Here is a 21,065-nt window from a genome sequence, read left to right as displayed (position 1 = left end):
CCTGCCGATGTGACGGGGCGCACGAGGTGAGGACTCTCCACGCATGACCGCTCAGGACCCCGCCACCACCACCGCTGCCGCGACGAGCAGCGAGGCCGCGCGGACGGCCATCCGCAAGGCGCGCGGCGCCCTCGCGCGGTACCGCGTCCTCGCGATCGTCACCGGTGTCATGCTCCTGGTCCTGTGCGTCGAGCCTGCTCATGAAGTACGTCTTCGACGTCAGTGACGACGTCATGCGGTACCTGCTGTGGATCCCCTTCGCGCACGGCTGGATCTACGTCGTCTACCTCGTGACGGTCCTCGACCTGTGGACCAAGATGCGGTGGGGCTGGGGCCGCCTCGCGACGATGGTCTTCGCGGGCGTCGTCCCGGTCATGTCGTTCGTCCTCGAGAAGAAGGTGCACACGGAGGCCGAGGCGAAGGCTCGCCGGCCTGGAGGAGCGGTACGGCGCGTGAGCTCGTCGACGGCTGCCCCAGGCCTGGCCCCGCTCGTCGAGCCCGGTCGGTGACGACCGCCGAGCTCGAGCGCTACGCCCGGCACCTCTCGCTGCCCGGCGTGGGGCCGGAGGGCCAGGCGCCTCGCGGCGGCCCGGGTCCTCGTCGTGGGGGCCGGAGGCCTCGGCAGCCCGGCCCTGCTGTACCTCGCGGCCGCAGGAGTCGGCACCGTCGGGATCGTCGACGACGACGTCGTCGACACGTCCAACCTCCAGCGCCAGGTGGTCCACGGCGGTCCGGACGTCGGTCGTCGCAAGGTCGACTCCGCGCGCGACACGATCGCGGACGTCAACCCGCACGTGCGCGTGGTCGAGCACGGGGTGCGTCTCGACGCGGCGAACGCGCTCGACGTGCTGCGGGGGTACGACGTCGTGCTCGACGGCGCCGACAACTTCCCGACGCGCTACCTCGTCTCGGACGCCGCCGAGGTGCTCGGGCTGCCCGTCGTGTGGGGCTCGATCTACCGCTTCCAGGGCCAGGTCAGCGTGTTCTGGGGTCGCCCTCGCTACGTGGGCGTGCCCGACGCCGTTGCCTCCTCGGGCGGCGACGTCACCGGCGTGACCGGCCCGGCGGGTGCGGGCGCGCGGGGCGTGACGTACCGGGACGTCTTCCCCGTCCCGCCGCCGCCCGGCGCCGCGCCCGACTGCGCGACCGGCGGCGTGCTCGGCGCGATGTGCGGCACCGTCGGCTCGGTCATGGCGACGGAGGCGATCAAGCTCCTCACGGGTGCCGGCACGACGCTCTTCGGCAGGCTCGCCGTCTACGACGCGCTCGACCTCACGTGGCGCCAGCTCGCCGTCCGCCCGGACCCCGCGCGCGAGCCCGTGTCGGAGCTCCTCGCCGGCGACGACGCCTACGCCGCGTTCTGCGGCCTCACCCCGGCGGCCGGTGCGGCGCCGGCTCCCGGCGCGGCGGACGTGCCGGTCGAGATCGACGCGCACGAGGCCGTCACCCTTCTCGCGCCCGACGGGGGCGCGCGTCCGGGGGCCTACCTGCTCGACGTGCGCGAGGACTGGGAGGCGCGGGTGCGCCCGGTCCCGGGCGCGACGCTCGTCCCGAGCGGCAGCTTCCTCGGCGGTTCCCCGGGGGCGCCGGACACCGCGGCACGCGCGGCGCTCGACGACCTCCCGACCGACCGGCCCGTCGTCGTCGTGTGCGCGATGGGCGCGCGGTCGGCCCGCGTGGCCGACGTCGCGCGCGCCGCGGGCGTCGACGCCCGTTCCGTCGTGGGCGGCGTCCCCGCCCTGCTCCCCGAGCTCGCGACGACACCGCCCTCCGCGAGGTAGAAGCCGCCGTCGCGAGGCAGTGCTCCGCGTGCTCTGTCTCGCGACGCCCGTCCTGTCTCGCGGGCAGGGGCGTCAGAGCGCGAGGTCGAGCCTGCCCTGCGGCGACGAGCTCGCGAGCGCGCCCTCGCGGCGCGGGATGCGTCCGGCACCGGCGGCGAGGCGCCCCGACTCCACGGCGAGGCGCATCGCGTGCGCCATCCGCACGGGGTCGGCGGCGCGCGTGACCGCGGTGGCGAGCAGCACGCCGTCGCACCCGAGCTCCATCGCGAGGGTGGCGTCCGACGCGGTCCCGATCCCCGCGTCGAGGATCACCGGGACGCGCGCCGCGGCGGCGATCGCCTCGATGTTGCGCGGGTTGAGGATGCCCAGCCCGGTGCCGATGGGCGCACCGAGCGGCATGACGGCCGCGCAGCCGACGTCCTCGAGGCGCCGCGCGAGGATCGGGTCGTCGTTCGTGTAGGGCAGCACGACGAACCCGTCGCGCACGAGCTGTTCCGCCGCCTCGACGAGGCCGATCGGGTCGGGCAGGAGCGTGACGTCGTCGGCGACCACCTCGAGCTTGACCCACTCCGTGCCGCACGCCTCGCGCGCGAGGTGCGCGGTGAGGACGGCCTCGCGGACCGAGAAGCAGCCCGCGGTGTTGGGCAGCGCGCGGATGCCGAGGCGGTCGAGCAGCCCCCAGATCCCGGCGTCGGGCGACCCGTCACCGCCCGCGCGGACGGCGACGCGCCGCATCGCGACGGTCGTGAGCGCGGTCCCCGACGCGACGAGCGCGTCCTCGAGGGTCAGGAGGTTCGCCGCGCCGCCGGTCCCCATGACGAGCCGCGAGCCGATCGTCGTCCCGGCGACGACCAGGGCGTCGTCGTGGGTCGGCAGGGTGGGGTCGGCGGTGCGCAGGGTCTCGGCCGGCATGCTCATCTCCCTCAGCCGCCCTGGACGGCGGTGACGATCTCGACGCGGTCGCCGGGTGCGACCACGGTGCTCGACCACGTGCCGCGCGGCACGACGGCGTCGTTGATCGCGACGGCGACGCCCTGCGGCGAGCCGTCCGTCACGTAGGCCGGGACGAGCGCGGCGACGAGGTCCTCGACGCCCGTGGTCGCGTCGAGCGGGTAGGGCTCGCCGTTGACGAGCGCGGTCGGTGCGGTGGTCTGGGTCACGGTGTCAGCTCCGGGTCGCAGGGGTGGTGGCTGGGCGGGCGGTGAGAGGGGCGAACCGGCCGGCACCGGTGGGGGCGAGGGCGGCGTGGGCGTCGGGCGGCAGGCGGGCGCCGGTGATCCCCGCGACCACGGCCTCCGCCGTGAGCGGCGCGAGGAGGATGCCGTTGCGACCGTGGCCCGTGGCGACGTGCAGCCCCGGGACGTCCGTGGAGCCGACGAGCGGCAGGTTGTCGGGCGTCGCGGGCCGGGCGCGGGGCGTGACGTCGACGAGCGCGGCCTCGTCGATGCCCGGGAGCAGTGCGCGGGCGTCCCGCAGGAGCGCGAACACGCCGCCCGCCGTCGCGCGGCGGTCGTCGGGGTTCTCCTCGGTCGTCGCGCCGACCACGACCTCGCGGTGCCCGGCGCAGCCGTCGCCCTGCCCGTCCGGGACCGGGTCGCGCGGCACGACGTAGACCGGGCGCCCCTGCACGACGCCGCGCACCACGTGCTCCAGCGCGAGGTCGGGCCCCGCGTCCAGACGCAGCGTCTGGCCCTTCACGGGGCGCGTCGGCACGCGGACCTCGGGCACGTCGGCGAGCAGCGCGCCCGTCCGCCAGCCCGCCGCCAGCACGACGGCGCCCGCCCCGTGGAGGTGGCCCGCGGCGTCGGGCACGCCGACCACACGGCCGGTCGCGTCCCGGACGACACCGGTCGCGGCATGCCGCACGACGGCGGCACCCGGTTCGGCACGGAGCGCCGCGAGGAGCGCGGAGTGGGTCGCCCGCGGGTCGACGGCGTGGTCGTGCGGCGCCCACGCGGCGCCCGCGACGCGCGTCCCGAGATGGGGCTCGCGGCGGCGGGCGTCCGCGAGCGTGAGCTCGGACGAGTCGAGGCCGTGCGCGGAATGCAGCGCGAGGACGCGGCGCAGCAGCGCGAGGTCGTCCGCGTCGTACGCGACGGTGAGCGTCCCGGCGGTGCGCAGACCCACGTCCGCGCCGGTCACGTGCTCGAGGTCGGCGGCGAAACGGGGCCAGGCGCGCGCGGCCGCCAGGTGGAGCGCGAGGGCGTCGCCCTCGCCGAAGTCGGCCTCCGTGACCGGCGCGAGCATCCCCGCCGCGGCGTGCGTCGCGCCGTCGCCGGGGGAGGGGTCGAGGACGGTGACGGTCAGGCCGGCGCGGACGGCGCGCCACGCCACCGCGAGCCCCACGATCCCGCCCCCGACGACCACGACGTCGCGCGCGCCGTCGGGAACGGGGAAGTCCGCGGGCAGGGCCGTGCACGCGGACGTGGCCGCGGACGTGCCCGTGGCCGGGACGGCAGGGGGGTGCATGTTCGCTCCCTTCGCTGGCATGACCCAGATCAGGTTCGACGGTCGGCTCCTACGCCCTCTCAGCCCCGTGCGGGGCTCCCGTGCTCTCGGCCACAGTACCCGCCGGGGCGGCGACGTCGCCCTACACTCCGACGGGTGAACACCGAGACCTCCGAGGCGTCGGGCGCCGACGCCCGCGCCCGCCTCGCCGCCGCCCGCCTGTACCTGTGCACCGACGCGCGCGAGGAGCGCGGCGACCTCGAGGACTTCCTGCACGCGGCGCTCGCGGGCGGCGTCGACGTCGTCCAGCTCCGCGACAAGACGCTCGACGTCGCGCGCGAGCTCGAGCTCCAGGAGGTCGTGGCACGCCTCGCGGGCGAGCACGGCGCGCTGTGGGCCGTCAACGACCGGGCCGACGTCGCTGGCCTGACCGGCGCGCCGGTCGTGCACATGGGCCAGCGCGACCTGCCGGTCGACGCCGTGCGCACGCTGCTCGGCCCGGTGCCGGTCCTCGGCCGCTCGACGCACTCGGCCGAGCAGGCCGCCGCCGCGGAGGCCGACCCGGACGTCGACTACTTCTGCGTCGGCCCGCTGTGGTCGACCCCGACGAAGCCCGGGCGGGCCCCCGTCGGTCTCGACCTGCTGCGCGACGTCGCCGCGACGGCGCCCGCGACGCCGTGGTTCGCCATCGGCGGGATCGACGCCGGACGGCTGGACGCGGTGCTGGACGCGGGTGCGACGCGCGTCGTCGTGGTGCGGGCGATCACGGAGGCCGCGGACCCCGAGCGCGCCGCGCGGACGCTGCGCGAGCGCCTCGACGCCGCGGTGGGGGCCGCGTGACGCCGCTGCTGGCCGGCACGCTCGCCGTCGCCGCGTTCGCCGCGGGGATCGCGCTGCTCGTGGCGGGCGGACGTCGCAGCGGGCGCGCACGCGCCGTCGACCGCGTGCAGGTGCCGGCGCGCTCGCTCTCCGAGACGCGGACGCTCGCGGGGGAGGAGCACCTCGTCGAGTACCCGGCGCCCGACGGGTCGCCGCTGCGCGCCACGGTCCACGTGGCGCGCGTGCGCGTCCCCGGGCAGCCGTACGTGTTCGACGGCACGGTCTGGGTCGCGCGCGACGACCCGACGGACGTCGTCGCCCGCTCGTGGGGTCGCCAGACGGGCGGGTTCGTGCGGATCGTCGTCGGTGTCGTGCTCGTCGTGGCGGCTCTCGGCCTGGGGCTCGCCGCGGGGGTCCTCGCGTTCGTCGGGACGCTGCCCGGCTGACGCGGGAGGACGTCCCGCAGGGCGGCCACCGTTCGAGCGGGGTTCCCGCGCGACCTATCCTTGTCGGGTGACGTCTTCCGCCACCGCCCCCGACCACCTCACCACGGCCCAGGTGGCCTCGACCCCGCGGCCCGTGCTCGTCGTCGACTTCGGCGCCCAGTACGCACAGCTCATCGCGCGCCGCGTGCGCGAGGCCAAGGTGTACTCCGAGATCGTGCCGCACACCTTCACGGTCGAGCAGATGCTCGCGAAGGACCCGGCGGCGATCATCCTCTCCGGAGGCCCGTCGTCCGTCTACGCCGCGGGTGCGCCGTTCGTCGACCCCGCGCTGTTCGAGGCCGGCGTCCCGGTCATGGGCATCTGCTACGGCTTCCAGGCGATGGCGGCGGCGCTCGGCGGCGACGTCGCGCAGACCGGTCAGCGCGAGTACGGCGGGACCGAGGTGTCGGTCTGCGAGGCCGGCGTGCTGCTCGCCGAGACGCCCGAGAACCAGACCACGTGGATGAGCCACGGCGACGCGGTGCACCGCGCGCCCGAGGGCTTCGAGGTCCTCGCGACGTCGTCGGGCTCGCCCGTCGCCGCGTTCGAGGACCGCGAGCGGCGCCTCTTCGGCGTGCAGTGGCACCCGGAGGTCAAGCACTCCGCGCACGGCCAGACCGTGCTCGAGCACTTCCTGTACGACGGCGCGGGCCTCGCGCCCGAGTGGACGCCCGGCAACGTCATCGCGGACCAGGTCGCGGCGATCCGCGCGCAGGTCGGCGACGCGCGCGTCATCTGCGGCCTGTCCGGCGGCGTCGACTCGTCGGTCGCGGCCGCGCTCGTGCAGAAGGCCGTCGGCGACCAGCTCACGTGCGTGTTCGTGGACCACGGCCTGCTCCGGGCGGGCGAGGCCGAGCAGGTCGAGCGCGACTTCGTCGCGGCGACGGGCGTGAACCTCGTCGTCCGGGACGAGCGCCAGCGGTTCCTCTCCGCGCTCGCGGGCCACAGCGACCCCGAGACCAAGCGCAAGATCATCGGCCGCGAGTTCATCCGCGTGTTCGAGGACGCCGCGCGCGACGTCGTCGCCGACGCCGGTGCCCACGGCGAGGAGGTCAAGTTCCTGGTCCAGGGCACGCTCTACCCCGACGTCGTCGAGTCCGGCGGCGGCGAGGGTGCGGCGAACATCAAGAGCCACCACAACGTGGGCGGCCTGCCCGACGACCTGCAGTTCTCGCTCGTCGAGCCGCTGCGCACGCTGTTCAAGGACGAGGTCCGTGCCGTCGGGCTCGAGCTCGGCGTGCCCGAGGAGATCGTCTGGCGCCAGCCGTTCCCGGGCCCCGGGCTCGGCATCCGCATCGTCGGCGAGGTGACGGCCGAGCGTCTCGAGACCCTGCGCGCCGCCGACAAGATCGCGCGCGAGGAGCTCACGAGGGCCGGCCTCGACCGCGAGATCTGGCAGTGCCCCGTCGTGCTGCTCGCGGACGTCCGCTCCGTCGGCGTCCAGGGCGACGGCCGCACCTACGGCCACCCGGTCGTCCTGCGCCCGGTGTCCTCCGAGGACGCCATGACGGCGGACTGGACCCGCCTGCCCTACGACGTGCTGTCCGTCATCTCGACGCGCATCACGAACGAGGTCAACGAGGTCAACCGCGTCGTGCTCGACGTGACGAGCAAGCCGCCGGGCACCATCGAGTGGGAGTGATCCGCTCGGGGCTGTCTTCCCGCACCCGGGGCCGCTCGACGGTGGCCTCGGGCCGGTAGCCGACCACGCGACCCGGACGGGCGGACACGCCCGCGCCGGTGTTGAAGTCTGTGCGTCTCTGTGCCAGGTTGTCCTCTGACAGCGATGTCAGACCGGTCGCCGACCCGTGAGTCACCGGATCGGGCGAAGGCGCCCGCGGTGCGCCCGGGACGACCGGCACCACCCGAGAGCGACGAGGCGTCGGAGCGGACGCCCGAGAGGACGACGATGCGACGCGGATTCACGACGGCAGCCCTCGCCGGTGCCCTTGTCCTGGGGTGCCTGGCACCCACGGTCGCCGACGAGCGGGACGCGGGCGCCGTCGTCCCCGACCTGGTGACGGCGGAGGCGGGCAACCCGATCATCGACGGCCACTACGCCGACCCCGACGTCGAGTTCTACGAGGGGGAGTACTGGATCTTCCCGACCACGTCACGCCCGTACGCGCAGCAGGTCCAGCTCGACGCGTTCTCGTCGCCGGACATGGTGCACTGGACGAAGCACGAGCGCGTGCTGCACCTCGACGACGTCTCGTGGGGCGAGTACGCGCTGTGGGCACCGGCGCCCGTGGAGCGCGACGGCAGGTACTACCTGTACTTCGCGGCGAACGACATCCAGAGCGACGATGCGCTCGGTGGCATCGGCGTCGCGGTCGCGGACAGCCCGGAGGGCCCCTACGTCGACGCGCTCGGCGAGCCTCTGATCGGCGACTTCCACAACGGCGCGCAGCCCATCGACCAGGACGTCTTCGTCGACGACGACGGCCAGGCGTACATGTACTACGGCGGGTGGGGTCACGCGAACGTGGTCGAGCTCGACGAGGACATGATCAGCCTCGGCACGCACGACGACGGGTCGACCTACCAGGAGATCACGCCCGAGGGCTTCGTCGAGGGCTCGTTCATGTTCAAGCGGAACGGCACCTACTACTTCATGTGGTCCGAGGGCGGCTGGACAGGACCCGACTACCGCGTGTCCTACGCACGCTCCGACTCGCCGCTCGGCCCGTTCGAGAGCGAGGGGACGGTGCTCGCGCAGGACCCCGCCGTCGCGCGCGGGGCGGGCCACAACTCGGTGGTCAACGTCCCCGGGACGGACATCTGGTACCTCGTCTACCACCGCCGTCCGCTGAGCGAGACCGACAGCAGCTCGCGCGAGGTGTCCTACGAGCGCCTCCTGTTCGGCGAGGACGGCTCGATCCTGCCCCTCGAGATGAAGGTCCAGGACAACTTCGAGGACGACAACGACTACGGGTGGACCACGCACGGTGGGACGTGGACGGCCACCGGCGGCGAGTACGTCGTGGGGTCGGTCCGCGAGGGCAAGAGCGTCCAGGACACGAACTTCGCCGATCTCGACTACCGCGTGACCGTCACCCCGACGGCGGTCGCGCCCACGGGCGGGGACGCCGGCGTCGTCTTCCGCGCGAGCCAGGTGGCTGCGGGGCAGGACGGCTACCGCGGCTACTACGCGGGCGTCCGGCCGTCGGGCCAGGTCGTGCTCGGCAAGGTCGACGACCGCGGCTGGAGCACGCTCGGGACAGCGCGCGCCGACGTGCGCCTCGGCGAGAGCGCGCAGCTGCGCGTCGTCGCCGTCGGCCCGAACCTCCGGGTGTACGTCGGCGACGCCGCCGCGCCGGCGATCAGCGTCACCGACGGGACCTTCGCCTCGGGCAAGCACGGCCTGCGCGTCTTCGACACGGCGGCGCGCTTCGACGACGTGGTGATCGAGCGCCAGGAGCTCGACGTCGCGGTCGAGGTCGGTCCCGGCTCCGTGCTCGACGGCGGCTCGGCCGACCTCGAGGTCACGGTCACCAACGGCGCGGACGACGCACGCACCGTCGACCTCACGGCGACGGTGCCGGAGGGCTGGACGGCCGCGCTCCCCGCGACGACGCTCGAGGCCGCGGCCGGTGCGACGGAGACGTTCGCGCTGCCGGTGACGGCCGTGGCGGGCGCCGCCGAGGGCGTCCACCCCGTGAGCGTGTCGGCGTCGTGGGACGACTGGACGGCTGCCGGGACCGGCTACGTCGCGGTGATCGAGGACGTCTTCGAGGCGCACCCGGGCACGCCGGAGGAGTCCGTGTGGCTGGCCGCGGACGACCGCTCGCAGCTCGGCCCGCACGGCGCCGGGCAGTGGGTCCGCTACACCGACGAGGACCGGTCGTACACCTACGAGGTGCCGCTGCCCGAGGGCGTGCGGGCCGGGACGGTGACGCTCGACATCGGCAACCAGTTCCTCGTCGAGGCGTCGTCCGACGGCGAGTCGTGGGTCGAGGTCCTGCGCGAGACGCGCGAGGAGCGCGCCCTCGGCAACCGCGCCCAGCGGGCGCTGGACGTCGCGACGCTGATCGAGCAGACCGGCTCGACCGACGGCCCGCTGTACCTGCGGTTCGCCGACTCGTTCCCCGCGGACGGCTGGGGCTCGTGGCTGCGCACCGCGCGCCTCGAGATCGACACGGCGCCCGCGCCGCTGGTCGAGGTGCAGGCGTCGAGCCGCTGCCTCGCCGGCACGGCGTACGTCGCGGTGCGCGCGACGAACGTCTCGGACGGGCCCGTGGACGTGACCCTCGCGACGGCGTTCGGCGAGCGGTCCGTCGCCGCGGTGGAACCGGGCCGGAGCGCCTACCAGTCGTTCTCGGCGCGCGCCGCGGGCGTCGACGCCGGCACCGCGACGGTGACGGCGACGGCACCCGGCGGCGAGCCGCAGGAGGCGCGGGTGGAGACGTCGGCCCGCGACTGCTGAGCGGTCCGGCGCGCGCCGGTCACCCCGAGGGGGCGGGCGACCGGTCCGGTCGGGCGGGCGACCGGACCGGTCAGCGCGTCCGCGCGCGGGCCGCGACGGCCGTCGCGCGGGCGTACGCGTCCTCGACGTCGGCGAGGACGCGCGGCCAGCCGGCGGTCGAGGGGACGTCGCGGTTGTGCGCGACGACCCGGTCGAGCAGCCCGTCCTCGGTGACGAGGCGGACGAGCGCGTCGGCCAGCGCCGCGTCGTCGTCCGCGAGGAGGGCGTCGACGCCGTCCGTGAGCCGTTCCGCGACGCCCGACTGCGAGCGCGTCACGACGACGAGCCCGGCCGCCTGGCCCTCGAGGGCCGCGATGCCGAACGCCTCCTCGACCGCGGGGGCGGCGAACACGTCGGCGCGCGCGTAGAGGCGCTTCAGCTCGGTCGACGTCAGGCGGCCGGGGAGCGAGACGACGTCGTGCAGGTCGTGCTCGGCGACGAACCGCCGGGCGGCGTCGAGCTCCGGGCCGTCGCCGGCGACCGTCGCGTGGAGCGCGCCGCGGGGGACGCGCGCCGCGGCGTCCCGCACGACGTCGAGGAGCGGGAGCACGCGCTTGCGCGGCGCGAAGCGCGTCGCCGCGACGACGTGCACGGCCGAGCCCTCCATGCGCTCGTCCCGCTCCGTGCGCGGGACGCGCCACGCGTCGAGGTCGAGCCCGTTGTGCAGCACCGCGACCTCGCCGCGGTCGCCGACGATCCGCCGCAGCGGCGCCGCCGTCAGCTCGCTCACCGCGGACCACAGGACCGGCCAGCGCGACCATCCCACGACGCGGTCGAGCCCGGCGAACACCCGCTCCGCACCGCCCCAGACCGAGTGGACGGTGAGGACGGCGGGCAGACCCGCCCGGACGACCGTGCGCAGCGACGCCTGCGTGGACGGGGTCAGCACGCCCATGTGCAGGTGCACGACGTCGGGCCGCGCCGCCCGGAGCAGGCGCGCCACGTGGTGCGGCGCGCGGGGATGGACCGGGTAGCCGCCCGGGATCCGCGCGGCGAGGCGGTGCACGGTGACGCCCTCGTGCACCTCGGTGCTCAGCCCGTGCGCGCCCGGCCGCTCGGGCGTCGTGCAGACGACCGCGACGTCGTGCCCCGCCGCCGCCTGCTGCTGGGCGAGCCGCGCCACCTGGGTCTCGATGCCTCCGAGGAGGGGCAGGTAGCAGTCGGTGACGTGGGTGATGCGCACCCCGGAATCCTCCCACCCGGTCCCGTGCACCGCCGACACGCGCACCGACCTGCGGCGACACGCGCCGCTTGCGCGAGCGCCACGCCGTCCCGGTCGCTACGGTGGTCTCGAAATGGGTGGTTCGACCGTCCCGCGGCGGCCACGCCTCGCGGGCGGGGGCGCGCCGGACGGACCAGGTGGGTCCTGACGAAGGAGAAGCGCCACATGTCCAGCACGGTCACCGTCACTCCGGCACGAGGGGTCCGGGGCATCGGCCTCGTCTCCATCATCGCCGGCATCGTCCTCGTCCTCGCGGGCGTCGCCACCTGGATCGTCGTCGCGAACCAGCTGTCCGCCGAGGAGATCACGGTCTCCGACGACGCCTCGTTCATGGCCGGCCGGCAGGTCAACGGCCCGCTCACCGCCTACGCGCAGGCCGAGGTCATCAACAAGCACGCCCTCGAGGCGAGCGGCGGCCAGACGTACGCGCAGCTCGACCAGGACGACCCCACGCGCCAGACCGTCATGACGGCGTCGTTCCTCCGTGCCTCGCTGTTCACGTCGGTCGTGGCGTTCGGCGTGGCCGCGCTCGTCGTCGGGCTGGGGATCCTCTTCCTGCTCCTGGGGGTCGCGCTCCGCAAGCTCGCCGGGGGACCGAGCGTCGCGGTCGAGACCCCGTCGTACAGCTCGGGCGGCGACCTGTCCGGCGTCGGCCGGCACGTCGACCCGGCCTCCGCCCCGGAGGCTCCCGCGTCGCCGACCGCGCCGCCGGTGACGCCGACGACCGTCCCCGACCGGCACGACCGCCCCGCCCGGACCTCCGCCCTCGCGACGCCGGCCGCGGAGGCGCGCGCCGCGGCGGCGGGCAGGACCGAGCCGACCGGCGGCCCGGGCACCGGCTCGCCGTCGGCCCCGGGCGCGAGCCCCGAGGCGTCGCCCCACGACCCCACGCCGCCGGTGAACCCCTCGACCACGACCCCGACGACCACAGGCCAGGCGCAGTCCCAGCCCCCGTCGCAGACCGCGCCCGACGAGCGCCCGGGGGCGCCCACGAGCTGACCAGACGAGCCGGGTGCCGCGGCCCTGCCGACCACCCGGTCGAGACGTCCGTCCGGACGCCGGAGACCCGCTCCTGCTGAGTCGCACCGGGAGGAGCGCGCGGACCGGTCGTCGCTCGGACGAGCCGAGGGGTCGTGACGAGTACCGTCACGACCCCTCGGCCTCATGGCGTCCCGCGTCTCAGACCTGCCCGCGACGCCGAACGCCCGTCACGACGGACCCCACCACGAGGGTCACGCCCGCGACGACGAGCACGACGATCGCCGCGAGACCGAGGTCGACGTCGGCGCCGAGCGCCGCCGCCAGGACCGCGGCGCCGATCGCGAAGAGCACGAAGCCCCACACGATCGTCGCGACGCGCGGGCCGCGGTGCGGCTCCCGCTCCGTGACCGGGTCGAGCGCCGTGGCGGCCGGGCCGCCCGGCGCGGCACCCGGCGTCCCGGGCATCGGCCCTCCGGGCGTCCCGGCTGTCGGGGTCCCCGACGACGGCGTGCGGGTCGACGAGGGGTCGTCCTGCCCGGCGTGGGCCGGCGGCGGGCTGCTCGCGGACGCCGCGGGGAGCACCAGGGTCTCGTCGCCCGTCGGCCCGGTGACCGGCTGGGTGGCACCGTCGTCGAACAGCTCCTCGTGGAGCGGGCGCGTCCCGCCCGGCGTGTCCTTCTGGTCGTTCATCAGTCCTCCTCGATCGTGACCTGGCCGGCGCCGACGACGACGTCCAGGACCAGCAGCGGGTCCTCGCCGGCGTCGACCTCGGCATTCTCGAACGTGACCGGCCGCGTGCTCACGCCGCCGATCTCGCGGTCGTCACCGTCGACGAGCCAGCGCGCGCTGCCCGCCAGGACCTGGACCTCCGCGCGCACGGGGACGCCGTCCGGGACGACGACCGTGACGTCTCCCGCCCCGAGCTCGACGGGCACCTCGATCGGAGACGTGCCGGTCGCGCCGGAGAGGTCGAGCGCCGACAGGTCGATCGTCGGGTCGCCCCACCGCACGGCGAAGCCGGCCTCGGCCACGTCCTGCTGCGTCACGGTGTACGTGCCGTCGGAGACGGTGCGCGCCTCGCCGGTGAGGACGAGCGAGGGGTCGTCGTCCTGCCACACGGCCGTCGGCACGCCGACGAGGAGTCCGAGGACCGCGAGCCAGCCCAGGGCGCCGCTGGTGCGACCGCGCAGCCCGCTCACGACGATCGCGAGGCCGGCGAGGACCACCGAGCCGCCGACCCAGGTGAGGAAGACGGGCCAGCCCAGGTCACCCTGCCGCTCGACGACGAGGAGGAGCGCCCCGAGCAGGAGGCTCAGGCCCACGACGATCCCGACCGTCGCCGAGCCCGGCCCGCGAGGGCGTCGCGGCTTGGGCGGCCGCGGGGCCGGAGGGACGGGCGGAGCCGGAGGGCGGACCCCCGGGCCTGCGGACCAGGCCGGTGCCTGCGCCGGCGCCGACGTGGGGGGCGCGCTCGCGTGCGCGGTCCACCGGGCGTCCGACGGCGCGTCGGCGACCCGGGCGTCCTGGTGGGATGCCGCGGTGCCGGGGGAGGCGGGAGCGGGAGACCCCCACGGTGCGTCGGCAGGGACGGGGCCGGGGGAGGCCGCGCCCGGGGCGGGCGTCGTCGGGCCCGCCGGACCGGGACCATCCGGCCCCCCCCTGCGGGCCGGACCAGCCGGGACCACCCTGCGGCCCGGACCACCCGGGGCCGCCGGGGCCGCCCCGGTCGCCGTCGCGCCGCAGGACCGACACCGCGACGACCGCCACGACGACGATCGCCGCGACCCAGAAGAGACCCGTGAGCCAGCCCAGGTTCAGGTAGTCCCACCACGACCACCAGCCGCCGCCCCAGGACAGCCCGACCACGACCGACGCGATCGCGCCGAGCATCGCGACGTCGAAGTTGCCCCGGACGGCCTCCTGGAGGTGGATCCGCCCGTCGCGGCGCTCGGGCAGGAGCGCCCACGCCGCGCCGTACAGCACGAGGCCGGCGCCGGAGAGGAAGAACGTGACGAAGAGGATGCCGCGCACGAGGAGGGGGTCGATCCCGAACCGCTCCGCGACCCCTGCCGCGACGCCGCCGATCCAGCGGTCGTCCGAGCGGGCGATGCCGACGCGGCGGACCGCGTCGAAGAACCCGTCGGCGCCGGAGCCGGGCGTCCGGCCCGACGCAGCAGGCGGGGGCTGGTTCGCCGGCGGCACGTCGGTGCCGGGCCCGGCGGTCGGTGCGGGGCCGGTGCTCGTCGTGGGGCCGCCGTCGGGACCCGGTCCGGTGGACGGGCCGGAGCCGCCGCCGGGCGGCTCGGGAGGGAGGGGCGTTGTGCTCATGCCTCCATGCTGGTCGTCCCGGCGGCGCGCGGGTATCGGGAGGCACCCTGAGCGGACCCTGAAACCCCGCCCCACGGCACCCTGGTTCCCGTCCCGGGTGGCGCCCCGGGGGTCCGTGCCGTGTGACGATCGGGGGGTGACACCTCGACCCAGCGCACCCACCGCTGCCCGGACCGGGTACGCGGTGCTGCCCCTGCGCCGTCCGGAGCGCGGTCGCTGGGTCGGTGGCGTGTGCGCCGGTCTCGCCGCGCACCTCGGCGTCCCCGTGGGTGCGGTGCGGCTCGTCCTCGGCCTGCTCGCGCTCGCGGGTGGCGCGGGTCTCGCGCTGTACGTCTTCTGGTGGCTGACGATCCCGCCCGGCGACCCGCGGACGGCGCTCGACGAGCAGCGCCCGGCGTCGCTGTCCCGGCTCGCCCCCCGCCTCCAGGGCCGCGTGTCGCGACTGCCCGTGCGGGACGTCGCGATCGGCGTCGTGCTGCTGGGTGGAGCCGCGCTGCTCGTCGCGCTGCGGACGGGGGTCGACGTCCAGGTCACGTGGGTCATCCCCGTGCTCATCGCACTCGCGGGGGCCGCGCTCGCGTGGAGCCAGCTCGACGCCGCGGAGCGCGGTCGGCTCGTGAGCCGGGCGGGCGGCCGGACCCCCGCGGGCGTCCTGCGGATCGCGGGCGGCGTCGTGCTCGTGCTCGTCGGGATCGTGCTGCTCGTCGGGCAGGACGCGCGACCGTCGTCGATCGTGCGGGCCGCGGTCGCGTCCGTCGCCGTGCTGGGCGGCGTCGCGATCGTGCTCGCCCCGTGGTGGCTGCGGCTCGTGCGCGAGCTCGGCGACGAGCGCGCGGCGCGCGCCCGCGAGGCCGAGCGCGCCGACATCGCCGCGCACCTGCACGACTCCGTGCTCCAGACGCTCGCCCTCATCCGTGCACGGGCGTCGGACGCCGACACCGTCGCACGCCTCGCGCGCGCCCAGGAGCGCGAGCTGCGCGAGTGGCTCTACGACGACCGGCCGTCGCCGGGGACGTCGCTCGCCGCCGAGCTGCGCGCGCTCGTCGCCGAGGTCGAGGACGAGCGGGTGGGGCGCCGGGCCGAGGCCATCGGGTCGCCCGGTCCGGTGGGCGGCGCGGGACAGGCCGACGGCGGTGCCGCCGCCGGTCCCGTCGTGGTGGACCTCGTCGTCGTCGGGGACTGCGTGCCCACGCAGGAGACCGCAGCGCTGCTCCAGGCGACGCGCGAGGCGCTCGTCAACGCCGTCGCGCACGGCGCGCCGCCCTACTCGGTCTACCTCGAGGTGAGCGACGCCGCGGTCGAGGTGTTCGTCCGGGACCGCGGCAACGGCTTCCGGATGCAGGACGTCGCGCCCGACCGGTTCGGCGTGCGCGAGTCGATCCTCGGTCGCGTGCAGCGCCGGGGTGGCACCGCCGAGATCATCAGTCGTCCGGCGTGGGGCACGGAAGTACGGTTGCGGGTGCCGCGCGCGACCGGCCCGGCGGAGCCGGCCGCACCCGCACCCGCACCCCAGGAGACCCTCGAGGAGACCACGTGACGACGATCCCCAGCCCGGCCGCCGCGGGCGACGGGGCCCGCCCGGTCCCCGTCGTCCTCGTCGACGACCACCACATGTTCCGCGCCGGCGTGCGGGCGAGCCTCGACCCCGCGCTCGTCGAGGTCGTCGGCGAGGCCGACTCCGTGGACTCGGCCGTCGAGCGCGTGCACGCGCTGCGCCCGCCCGTCGTGCTGCTCGACGTGCACCTGCCCGGCGGGAACGGCGGCGGAGGCGCGGAGGTGATCCAGCGCTGCGCCGACGTGCTCCCCGACGTGCGCTTCCTCGCGCTGTCCGTGTCCGACGCCGCGGAGGACGTCGTCGCGGTGATCCGCGCCGGCGCACGGGGCTACGTGACGAAGGCGATCTCCGGGCCGGACCTCTCGGCGGCGGTCGCCCAGGTCGCGGGCGGCGACGCGGTGTTCTCGCCGCGCCTCGCCGGGTTCGTGCTCGACGCGTTCGGCACGGGCGCGGGCGACGTCGCCGTGCGCGACGACGAGCTCGACCGGCTGTCGGCGCGCGAGCAGGAGGTCATGCGGCTCATCGCGCGCGGGTACACCTACCGGGAGGTCGCGTCGGAGCTGTTCATCTCCATCAAGACCGTCGAGACCCACGTCTCGGCGGTGCTCCGCAAGCTCCAGCTCTCGTCGCGCCACGAGCTGACGCGCTGGGCCGCGCAGCGCCGCCTCCTCTAGGCGAGCTGCGGACCGTGCGCGGTCGGCGTGGCCCGCGACCACCGGACCCCGCGGCAGCGGCCCCTCCTCCGGGGATGGTCGCCGGCTCGGGGGCGGACGGTCGCGGCGTAGTCTTCCGCCGTGACGTCGAGGCCCGGGAGGACGCGCACCGGCCGGCGCGTCGTGGGGGACACGGAGGCCGCCCGGCGCCAGGCCTGGAAGGTGACCTTCGCCGGACTCGGGTTCATGGTCGTGACCCTGCTGATGCCGGGTGACTGGGTCCATGCCCAGGTGACCGGGACGGTGGACGCGTGCAGGCGCTGCTACGAGCTGGGCGACCCGTTCCCGTGGTGGACCATCCTCATGGCCCTCTTCTGGTGGTGGTTCGGCATCCTGGGGATGGCGCGTGCCTGGGGACGGTACAGGGCGCTGCGCGCCGCCGACCGCCGCACGGCGGAGGTCAACCGCGCACGCGTCGCCCTGGCTCGCGCCACCTCCTCAAGCCGCCCCTCGCACGAGCGCGCGTCGGGAGACGTGACGTTCAGCTCGTCCAGGCGGGGGAGAAGCGCACGACGTCGCCCACGACCGTGACGGCGGGCGGGCGGACGCCGGCCTCGCGCGCGCGGTCCGCGATCGTCGCGAGCGTGCCGACGGTCGTGCGCTGGCGCGGGCCGTACCCGTCCTCGACGACGGCGACAGGGGTCTCGGGGGACCGGCCCTGCGCGACGAGCGCGTCGGCCGTCTCCGCGAGGCGGGACACGCCCATGAGCAGCACGACCGTGTGGTCCGTCGCGGCCGGGACCTTGCCCACGTCCTCGTGACCGGTGAGGACCGTGAACCCGCGTGACACGCCGCGGTGCGTCACCGGGATCCCGGCGGCCGCCGGGACGGAGACCGCGCTCGTCACGCCCGGGACGACCTCGACGGGGATGCCGTGCTCACGGCACGCGTCGAGCTCCTCGCCGCCGCGGCCGAACACGTACGGGTCGCCGCCCTTGAGCCGCACGACGCGGCGCCCGACGAGCGCGTGGTGCACGAGGATCGCGTTGATCTCCGACTGCGGCACCGGGTGGTGGCCCGGCGTCTTGCCCACGTCGACCACGACGACGTCGTCGGCCAGCTCGTCGAGCAGACCGCGCGGGCCGAGCCGGTCCGCGACGACGACGTCCGCCTCGGCGAGCAGGCGTCGGCCGCGCACCGAGATGAGGCCGAGGTCGCCCGGGCCGCCGCCGACCAGCGCGACGGTCCCGACGGGACGCACGAGCGGCGTCGTGACGGGGCCGGCGCTCGCGACGAGCGCGTCGGCCGTCCCGCCGCTCGCCGCTCCGGGCACCGCCGGCGCGGCGCCCCGCACGCCCCGCAGCGGGAGCTCGCCGGTGTCGAGGAGCGCCGCGACGGCGTCCCGGACGCGCTGCGCGCGCCGCGGGTCACGACCGGCGTTCACCGCGACGCTCACCTCGGCGTCCTGTCCGGTGCCGCCCGCCGAGCCGGCGGGACCGGCCCCGGCCGGGACGCGCGTGCGCGCGACGGCAGGGACCCACGCCGTGCCCACCTCCGCGTCGCCCGCGGCGACGCAGAAGACCCGGTCGGCCTCGGCGTCGGCGGCCACGAGCGCGTCGACCTCCCGGTCGCCCGTGGCGGTGTGGACGAGCCACGCGCCGTCGAGGTCGCCGGTCAGGTAGTCGCGGCGCACCCAGCGCACGCCGCGCTCCGCGACGAGCGCTCGGAGGTCCTCGCAGACGAACGGCGCGACCACCTGGACGCGCGCGCCGGCCTCGACCAGGCCGCGTGCCCGTCGCGCGGCCACCGGCCCGCCCCCGACGACCACGGTCGGCCGACCCGCGACGCGCAGGCCGAGCGGGTACGTCTCGTGGTGCGACGCAGCAGCGACGTCACGGTCGTCACGGTCGTCGGCGTCGGTCGCGCGGGTCCTGGTCATCGTGTCCTCAGATCGTGTACGCGCCGGGGCGCTCGGCAGGCCGGCGGGCCGCCGCGAGAGCGTCGCCGACCATGCCGGCGGCGAGCGTGCCGCCGTCCTGGGCGTCGACCAGGAGGAACGCGCCCGTGCGGCGCGCGACCACGTACTCCTCGGCCGCGACCGGCGCCGCGAGGCGCAGGGTCACGCGGCCGATGTCGTTGAGCTCGAGCCGCTCGGCGGGCTCGAGCTCGGCGGAGTCGAGGTCGAGCCGGCCGACGACGTCGCGCACCACGGCCTGCACCGTGCGGGTCGTGTGCTTGAGCAGCACGCGCGACCCCGGCAGGAGCGGACGGTCGGCCAGCCACGCGACCGTGCCCTCGACGTCCTGCGTGACGTCGGGCGCGTCGGCCGCAGCGGCGATCAGGTCGCCGCGCGCGACGTCGACGTCGTCGGTCAGGCGGATCGTCACGGACTGCGGCGCGAAGGCCTCGTCGAGCGTCTCGCCGCTCGCGAGCGAGTCCGCGGTGTCGATCCCCGCGACCGTCGTGCGACGGCCCGACGGCAGCACGACGACCTCGTCGCCGACCCGCACGACGCCGGACGCGACCTGCCCCGCGTAGCCGCGGTAGTCGCGGTACCGGTCGGCGTCCTCGGCCGCCGCCAGCCCCGTCTGCGGGCGGATGACCACCTGCACGGGGAACCGGAACGCCTCCGTGTCGGGGTCGTCGCCCGTCGGGAGGCCCTCGAGCAGCTCCAGCAGGCTCGGGCCGTCGTACCAGGGGGTGTTCGGGCTGCCGTGGTCCACGACGTTGTCGCCGACGAGCGCGGAGACGGGGACGGTGTGCACGTCGGCCACGCCGAGGGACGCCGCGGCGGTGCGGATGTCCGCCGCGAGCTCGTCGTAGCGCTCGCGCGAGTAGTCGACGAGGTCGATCTTGTTCACCGCGACGACGACGTGCGGCACGCGCAGCAGGCTCGTCACCGCGAGGTGGCGGCGCGTCTGCTCGAGCAGCCCCTTGCGCGCGTCGATGAGCAGCACGACGACGTCGGCCGTCGACGCGCCCGTCACCGTGTTGCGCGTGTACTGCACGTGCCCGGGGCAGTCGGCGAGGATGAACGAGCGGCGCGCGGTCGCGAAGTACCGGTACGCGACGTCGATGGTGATGCCCTGCTCGCGCTCGGCCCGCAGGCCGTCGGTGAGCAGCGCGAGGTCGGCCGTCTCGAGGCCGCGGTCGCGCGACACGCGCTCGACGGACTCGAGCTGGTCGGCCAGGACGGACTTGGAGTCGAACAGCAGGCGCCCGACGAGCGTGGACTTGCCGTCGTCGACGGAGCCCGCGGTCGCGAGGCGCAGCAGCGTGCCGCGGCGGTCGTCGTCCAGCGCGACCGGCGCGGTCCCCGTGGTCGCGTGCGTGGTGGGCGTGCCCATCAGAAGTACCCCTCCTTCTTGCGGTCCTCCATGGCGGCCTCGGAGAGACGGTCGTCGGCACGGGTCGCGCCGCGCTCGGTGATGCGCGTGGCAGCCACCTCGGTGATGACGTCCTCGACACCCGTCGCGTCGGAGCGCACGGCGCCCGTGCAGGACATGTCGCCCACCGTGCGGTATCGCACGGTCTCGGTGCGCACGGACGCGGCCTCGGCGTCGGTGCGCGGCTGCGAGTACGGCCCGACGGCGAGCAGCATGCCGTCGCGGTCGAACACCTCGCGGTCGTGCGCGTAGTAGAGCTCCGGCAGCTCGATCCGCTCGCGGGCGATGTAGCGCCACACGTCGAGCTCGGTCCAGTTCGACAGGGGGAACACGCGCACGTGCTCGCCCGGGCGGTGCCGGCCGTTGTACAGGTTCCAGAGCTCGGGCCGCTGGTTGCGCGGGTCCCACTGGCCGAACTCGTCGCGCAGCGAGAAGACGCGCTCCTTCGCGCGCGCCTTCTCCTCGTCGCGCCGGCCGCCGCCGAACACGGCGTCGAACCGGTGGCCGGTGATCGCGTCGAGCAGCGGCTGCGTCTGGAGCGGGTTGCGCGTGCCGTCGGCGCGCTCGCGCAGGCGACCGTCGTCGAGGTAGTCCTGCACGCTCGCGACCTCGAGCCGCAGGCGCAGGCGCTCGGCCGTCGCGTCGCGGTACTCCAGCACCTCGGGGAAGTTGTGGCCCGTGTCGACGTGGAGCACGGGGAACGGCACCGGGCCGGGCGCGAAGGCCTTGACCGCGAGGTGCAGCATCACCACGGAGTCCTTGCCGCCGCTGAACAGCAGCACGGGTCGCTCGAACTCGGCCACCACCTCGCGGACGATGTGGATGCCCTCGCTCTCGAGCGCGTCGAGCTGGGAGAGCCGGCGGGCCCCGGGCAGCGCGGCGCCGGGGAGCCCGGTGTCGACACCGGTCGGGTCGGTCGTCAGGTCGATGGTCGTCATGCCC

General features: G+C 75.8%; 20 protein-coding genes, 1 pseudogene and 1 riboswitch. Of the genes and pseudogenes, 11 read left to right on the top strand and 10 right to left on the bottom strand.

Translation table 11 applies throughout. The annotated features are described in order from the left end of the window. Positions 1-43: 43 nt before the first annotated feature. From ACWPWV_RS01525 to ACWPWV_RS01515, 3 genes and pseudogenes are all read left to right on the top strand, one after another. Entirely contained in the window at positions 44-226 is a 183-nt protein-coding gene (locus ACWPWV_RS01525) for a hypothetical protein (protein ID WP_454041237.1), read from the top strand. Next, positions 201-509 (top strand): DUF3817 domain-containing protein, encoded by a 309-nt coding sequence (locus ACWPWV_RS01520; RefSeq protein WP_454041236.1) that lies wholly within the window; start codon positions 201-203, stop codon positions 507-509. Before ACWPWV_RS01525 ends, ACWPWV_RS01520 begins: the two co-directional genes overlap by 26 nt. Beyond that, positions 506-1,781, top strand: a pseudogene (locus tag ACWPWV_RS01515) (ThiF family adenylyltransferase). The gene ACWPWV_RS01520 and the pseudogene ACWPWV_RS01515 overlap by 4 nt, the downstream one beginning before the upstream one ends. Before the next feature lie 72 nt (positions 1,782-1,853). Here the strand turns inward: ACWPWV_RS01515 and ACWPWV_RS01510 are convergent. The 3 genes from ACWPWV_RS01510 to thiO all read right to left on the bottom strand — a co-directional run bounded on the left by ACWPWV_RS01510 (position 1,854) and on the right by thiO (position 4,250). Beyond that, positions 1,854-2,693 (bottom strand): thiazole synthase, encoded by an 840-nt coding sequence (locus ACWPWV_RS01510; protein WP_454041235.1) that lies wholly within the window; start codon positions 2,691-2,693, stop codon positions 1,854-1,856. An 11-nt stretch (positions 2,694-2,704) separates the two neighbouring features. Beyond that, positions 2,705-2,941 carry a sulfur carrier protein ThiS gene (gene thiS, locus ACWPWV_RS01505; RefSeq protein ID WP_454041234.1) on the bottom strand — a complete coding sequence of 79 codons (237 nt, stop codon included), beginning with the start codon at positions 2,939-2,941 and terminating at the stop codon, positions 2,705-2,707. Between the two features lie 4 nt (positions 2,942-2,945). Then, positions 2,946-4,250 carry a glycine oxidase ThiO gene (thiO, locus tag ACWPWV_RS01500; RefSeq protein WP_454041233.1) on the bottom strand — a complete coding sequence of 435 codons (1,305 nt, stop codon included), beginning with the start codon at positions 4,248-4,250 and terminating at the stop codon, positions 2,946-2,948. Then, positions 4,240-4,342, bottom strand: a riboswitch (TPP riboswitch). (Overlaps the previous gene by 11 nt.) 43 nt (positions 4,343-4,385) lie before the next feature. Between thiO and thiE the strand changes: the two genes are divergently transcribed. The 4 genes from thiE (at position 4,386) to ACWPWV_RS01480 (ending at position 9,959) form a co-directional block, all read left to right on the top strand. Continuing rightward, positions 4,386-5,069: a thiamine phosphate synthase gene (gene thiE, locus ACWPWV_RS01495; protein ID WP_454041232.1), complete on the top strand. Its 684-nt coding sequence runs from the start codon at positions 4,386-4,388 to the stop codon at positions 5,067-5,069. Further along, on the top strand, positions 5,066-5,494 hold the full coding sequence (locus ACWPWV_RS01490; protein WP_454041231.1) for a hypothetical protein: 429 nt from the start codon (positions 5,066-5,068) through the stop codon (positions 5,492-5,494). Before thiE ends, ACWPWV_RS01490 begins: the two co-directional genes overlap by 4 nt. A gap of 67 nt (positions 5,495-5,561) precedes the next feature. Beyond that, positions 5,562-7,175, top strand: coding sequence for a glutamine-hydrolyzing GMP synthase (guaA, locus tag ACWPWV_RS01485; protein WP_454041230.1), 1,614 nt, complete (start codon positions 5,562-5,564; stop codon positions 7,173-7,175). A 267-nt stretch (positions 7,176-7,442) separates the two neighbouring features. Then, positions 7,443-9,959, top strand: coding sequence for a family 43 glycosylhydrolase (locus tag ACWPWV_RS01480; RefSeq protein ID WP_454041229.1), 2,517 nt, complete (start codon positions 7,443-7,445; stop codon positions 9,957-9,959). Positions 9,960-10,029: 70 nt separating this feature from the next. Here the strand turns inward: ACWPWV_RS01480 and ACWPWV_RS01475 are convergent, their stop codons facing one another. Then, positions 10,030-11,181 carry a glycosyltransferase family 4 protein gene (locus tag ACWPWV_RS01475; RefSeq protein ID WP_454041228.1) on the bottom strand — a complete coding sequence of 384 codons (1,152 nt, stop codon included), beginning with the start codon at positions 11,179-11,181 and terminating at the stop codon, positions 10,030-10,032. A gap of 204 nt (positions 11,182-11,385) precedes the next feature. On the opposite strand from ACWPWV_RS01475, the gene ACWPWV_RS01470 reads away from it, so the two are divergent. Beyond that, positions 11,386-12,219 (top strand): hypothetical protein, encoded by an 834-nt coding sequence (locus tag ACWPWV_RS01470; RefSeq protein WP_454041227.1) that lies wholly within the window; start codon positions 11,386-11,388, stop codon positions 12,217-12,219. A gap of 180 nt (positions 12,220-12,399) precedes the next feature. On the opposite strand, the gene ACWPWV_RS01465 is transcribed toward ACWPWV_RS01470, so the two are convergent. Genes ACWPWV_RS01465 through ACWPWV_RS01455 form a run of 3 tightly spaced genes read right to left on the bottom strand, consistent with a single transcriptional unit; the run spans position 12,400 to position 14,529 of the window. Further along, positions 12,400-12,891: a hypothetical protein gene (locus tag ACWPWV_RS01465; RefSeq protein WP_454041226.1), complete on the bottom strand. Its 492-nt coding sequence runs from the start codon at positions 12,889-12,891 to the stop codon at positions 12,400-12,402. Beyond that, positions 12,891-13,523, bottom strand: a complete 633-nt coding sequence (locus ACWPWV_RS01460; RefSeq protein WP_454041225.1) for a hypothetical protein — start codon at positions 13,521-13,523, stop codon at positions 12,891-12,893. The genes ACWPWV_RS01465 and ACWPWV_RS01460 overlap by 1 nt, the downstream gene beginning before the upstream one ends. Beyond that, a complete protein-coding gene (locus ACWPWV_RS01455) occupies positions 13,468-14,529 on the bottom strand; it encodes a PspC domain-containing protein (RefSeq protein WP_454041224.1) in 1,062 nt (353 codons plus the stop codon). The genes ACWPWV_RS01460 and ACWPWV_RS01455 overlap by 56 nt, the downstream gene beginning before the upstream one ends. 136 nt (positions 14,530-14,665) lie before the next feature. Here ACWPWV_RS01455 and ACWPWV_RS01450 point away from each other — a divergent pair, with 136 nt between their 5' ends. The 3 genes from ACWPWV_RS01450 to ACWPWV_RS01440 all read left to right on the top strand — a co-directional run bounded on the left by ACWPWV_RS01450 (position 14,666) and on the right by ACWPWV_RS01440 (position 17,328). Further along, complete coding sequence (locus tag ACWPWV_RS01450) at positions 14,666-16,066, top strand: PspC domain-containing protein (RefSeq protein ID WP_454041223.1); 1,401 nt, start codon at positions 14,666-14,668, stop codon at positions 16,064-16,066. 74 nt (positions 16,067-16,140) lie between these two features. Next, entirely contained in the window at positions 16,141-16,758 is a 618-nt protein-coding gene (locus tag ACWPWV_RS01445; protein WP_454042785.1) for a LuxR C-terminal-related transcriptional regulator, read from the top strand. Between the two features lie 120 nt (positions 16,759-16,878). Next, positions 16,879-17,328 carry a hypothetical protein gene (locus ACWPWV_RS01440; RefSeq protein WP_454041222.1) on the top strand — a complete coding sequence of 150 codons (450 nt, stop codon included), beginning with the start codon at positions 16,879-16,881 and terminating at the stop codon, positions 17,326-17,328. On the opposite strand, the gene cobA is transcribed toward ACWPWV_RS01440, so the two are convergent. The 3 genes from cobA to cysD are packed head-to-tail and all read right to left on the bottom strand — an operon-like array spanning position 17,279 to position 21,061. Next, positions 17,279-18,676: a uroporphyrinogen-III C-methyltransferase gene (gene cobA / locus ACWPWV_RS01435; protein ID WP_454041221.1), complete on the bottom strand. Its 1,398-nt coding sequence runs from the start codon at positions 18,674-18,676 to the stop codon at positions 17,279-17,281. The genes ACWPWV_RS01440 and cobA overlap by 50 nt on opposite strands. A 7-nt stretch (positions 18,677-18,683) precedes the next feature. Then, positions 18,684-20,084 carry a sulfate adenylyltransferase subunit 1 gene (locus ACWPWV_RS01430; protein ID WP_454041220.1) on the bottom strand — a complete coding sequence of 467 codons (1,401 nt, stop codon included), beginning with the start codon at positions 20,082-20,084 and terminating at the stop codon, positions 18,684-18,686. After that, entirely contained in the window at positions 20,084-21,061 is a 978-nt protein-coding gene (gene cysD, locus ACWPWV_RS01425) for a sulfate adenylyltransferase subunit CysD (RefSeq protein WP_454041219.1), read from the bottom strand. The genes ACWPWV_RS01430 and cysD overlap by 1 nt, the downstream gene beginning before the upstream one ends. Positions 21,062-21,065: the final 4 nt, after the last annotated feature.

It is taken from the genome of Cellulosimicrobium sp. Marseille-Q8652, from assembly GCF_965112045.1.
This window is presented reverse-complemented; position numbering and strand designations above follow the sequence as displayed.

What these genes read in the sequence shown, in the direction of transcription:
- ACWPWV_RS01480 (WP_454041229.1), top strand. Translation starts at nt 7,443, where the DNA reads ATGCGACGCGGATTCACGACGGCAGCCCTCGCCGGTGCCCTTGTCCTG.
- ACWPWV_RS01430 (WP_454041220.1), bottom strand. Translation starts at nt 20,084, where the DNA reads ATGGGCACGCCCACCACGCACGCGACCACGGGGACCGCGCCGGTCGCG.
- ACWPWV_RS01465 (WP_454041226.1), bottom strand. Translation starts at nt 12,891, where the DNA reads ATGAACGACCAGAAGGACACGCCGGGCGGGACGCGCCCGCTCCACGAG.
- ACWPWV_RS01520 (WP_454041236.1), top strand. Translation starts at nt 201, where the DNA reads ATGAAGTACGTCTTCGACGTCAGTGACGACGTCATGCGGTACCTGCTG.
- cysD (WP_454041219.1), bottom strand. Translation starts at nt 21,061, where the DNA reads ATGACGACCATCGACCTGACGACCGACCCGACCGGTGTCGACACCGGG.
- ACWPWV_RS01510 (WP_454041235.1), bottom strand. Translation starts at nt 2,693, where the DNA reads ATGCCGGCCGAGACCCTGCGCACCGCCGACCCCACCCTGCCGACCCAC.
- cobA (WP_454041221.1), bottom strand. Translation starts at nt 18,676, where the DNA reads ATGACCAGGACCCGCGCGACCGACGCCGACGACCGTGACGACCGTGAC.
- ACWPWV_RS01525 (WP_454041237.1), top strand. Translation starts at nt 44, where the DNA reads ATGACCGCTCAGGACCCCGCCACCACCACCGCTGCCGCGACGAGCAGC.
- thiO (WP_454041233.1), bottom strand. Translation starts at nt 4,250, where the DNA reads ATGCACCCCCCTGCCGTCCCGGCCACGGGCACGTCCGCGGCCACGTCC.
- ACWPWV_RS01445 (WP_454042785.1), top strand. Translation starts at nt 16,141, where the DNA reads ATGTTCCGCGCCGGCGTGCGGGCGAGCCTCGACCCCGCGCTCGTCGAG.
- ACWPWV_RS01470 (WP_454041227.1), top strand. Translation starts at nt 11,386, where the DNA reads ATGTCCAGCACGGTCACCGTCACTCCGGCACGAGGGGTCCGGGGCATC.
- ACWPWV_RS01455 (WP_454041224.1), bottom strand. Translation starts at nt 14,529, where the DNA reads ATGAGCACAACGCCCCTCCCTCCCGAGCCGCCCGGCGGCGGCTCCGGC.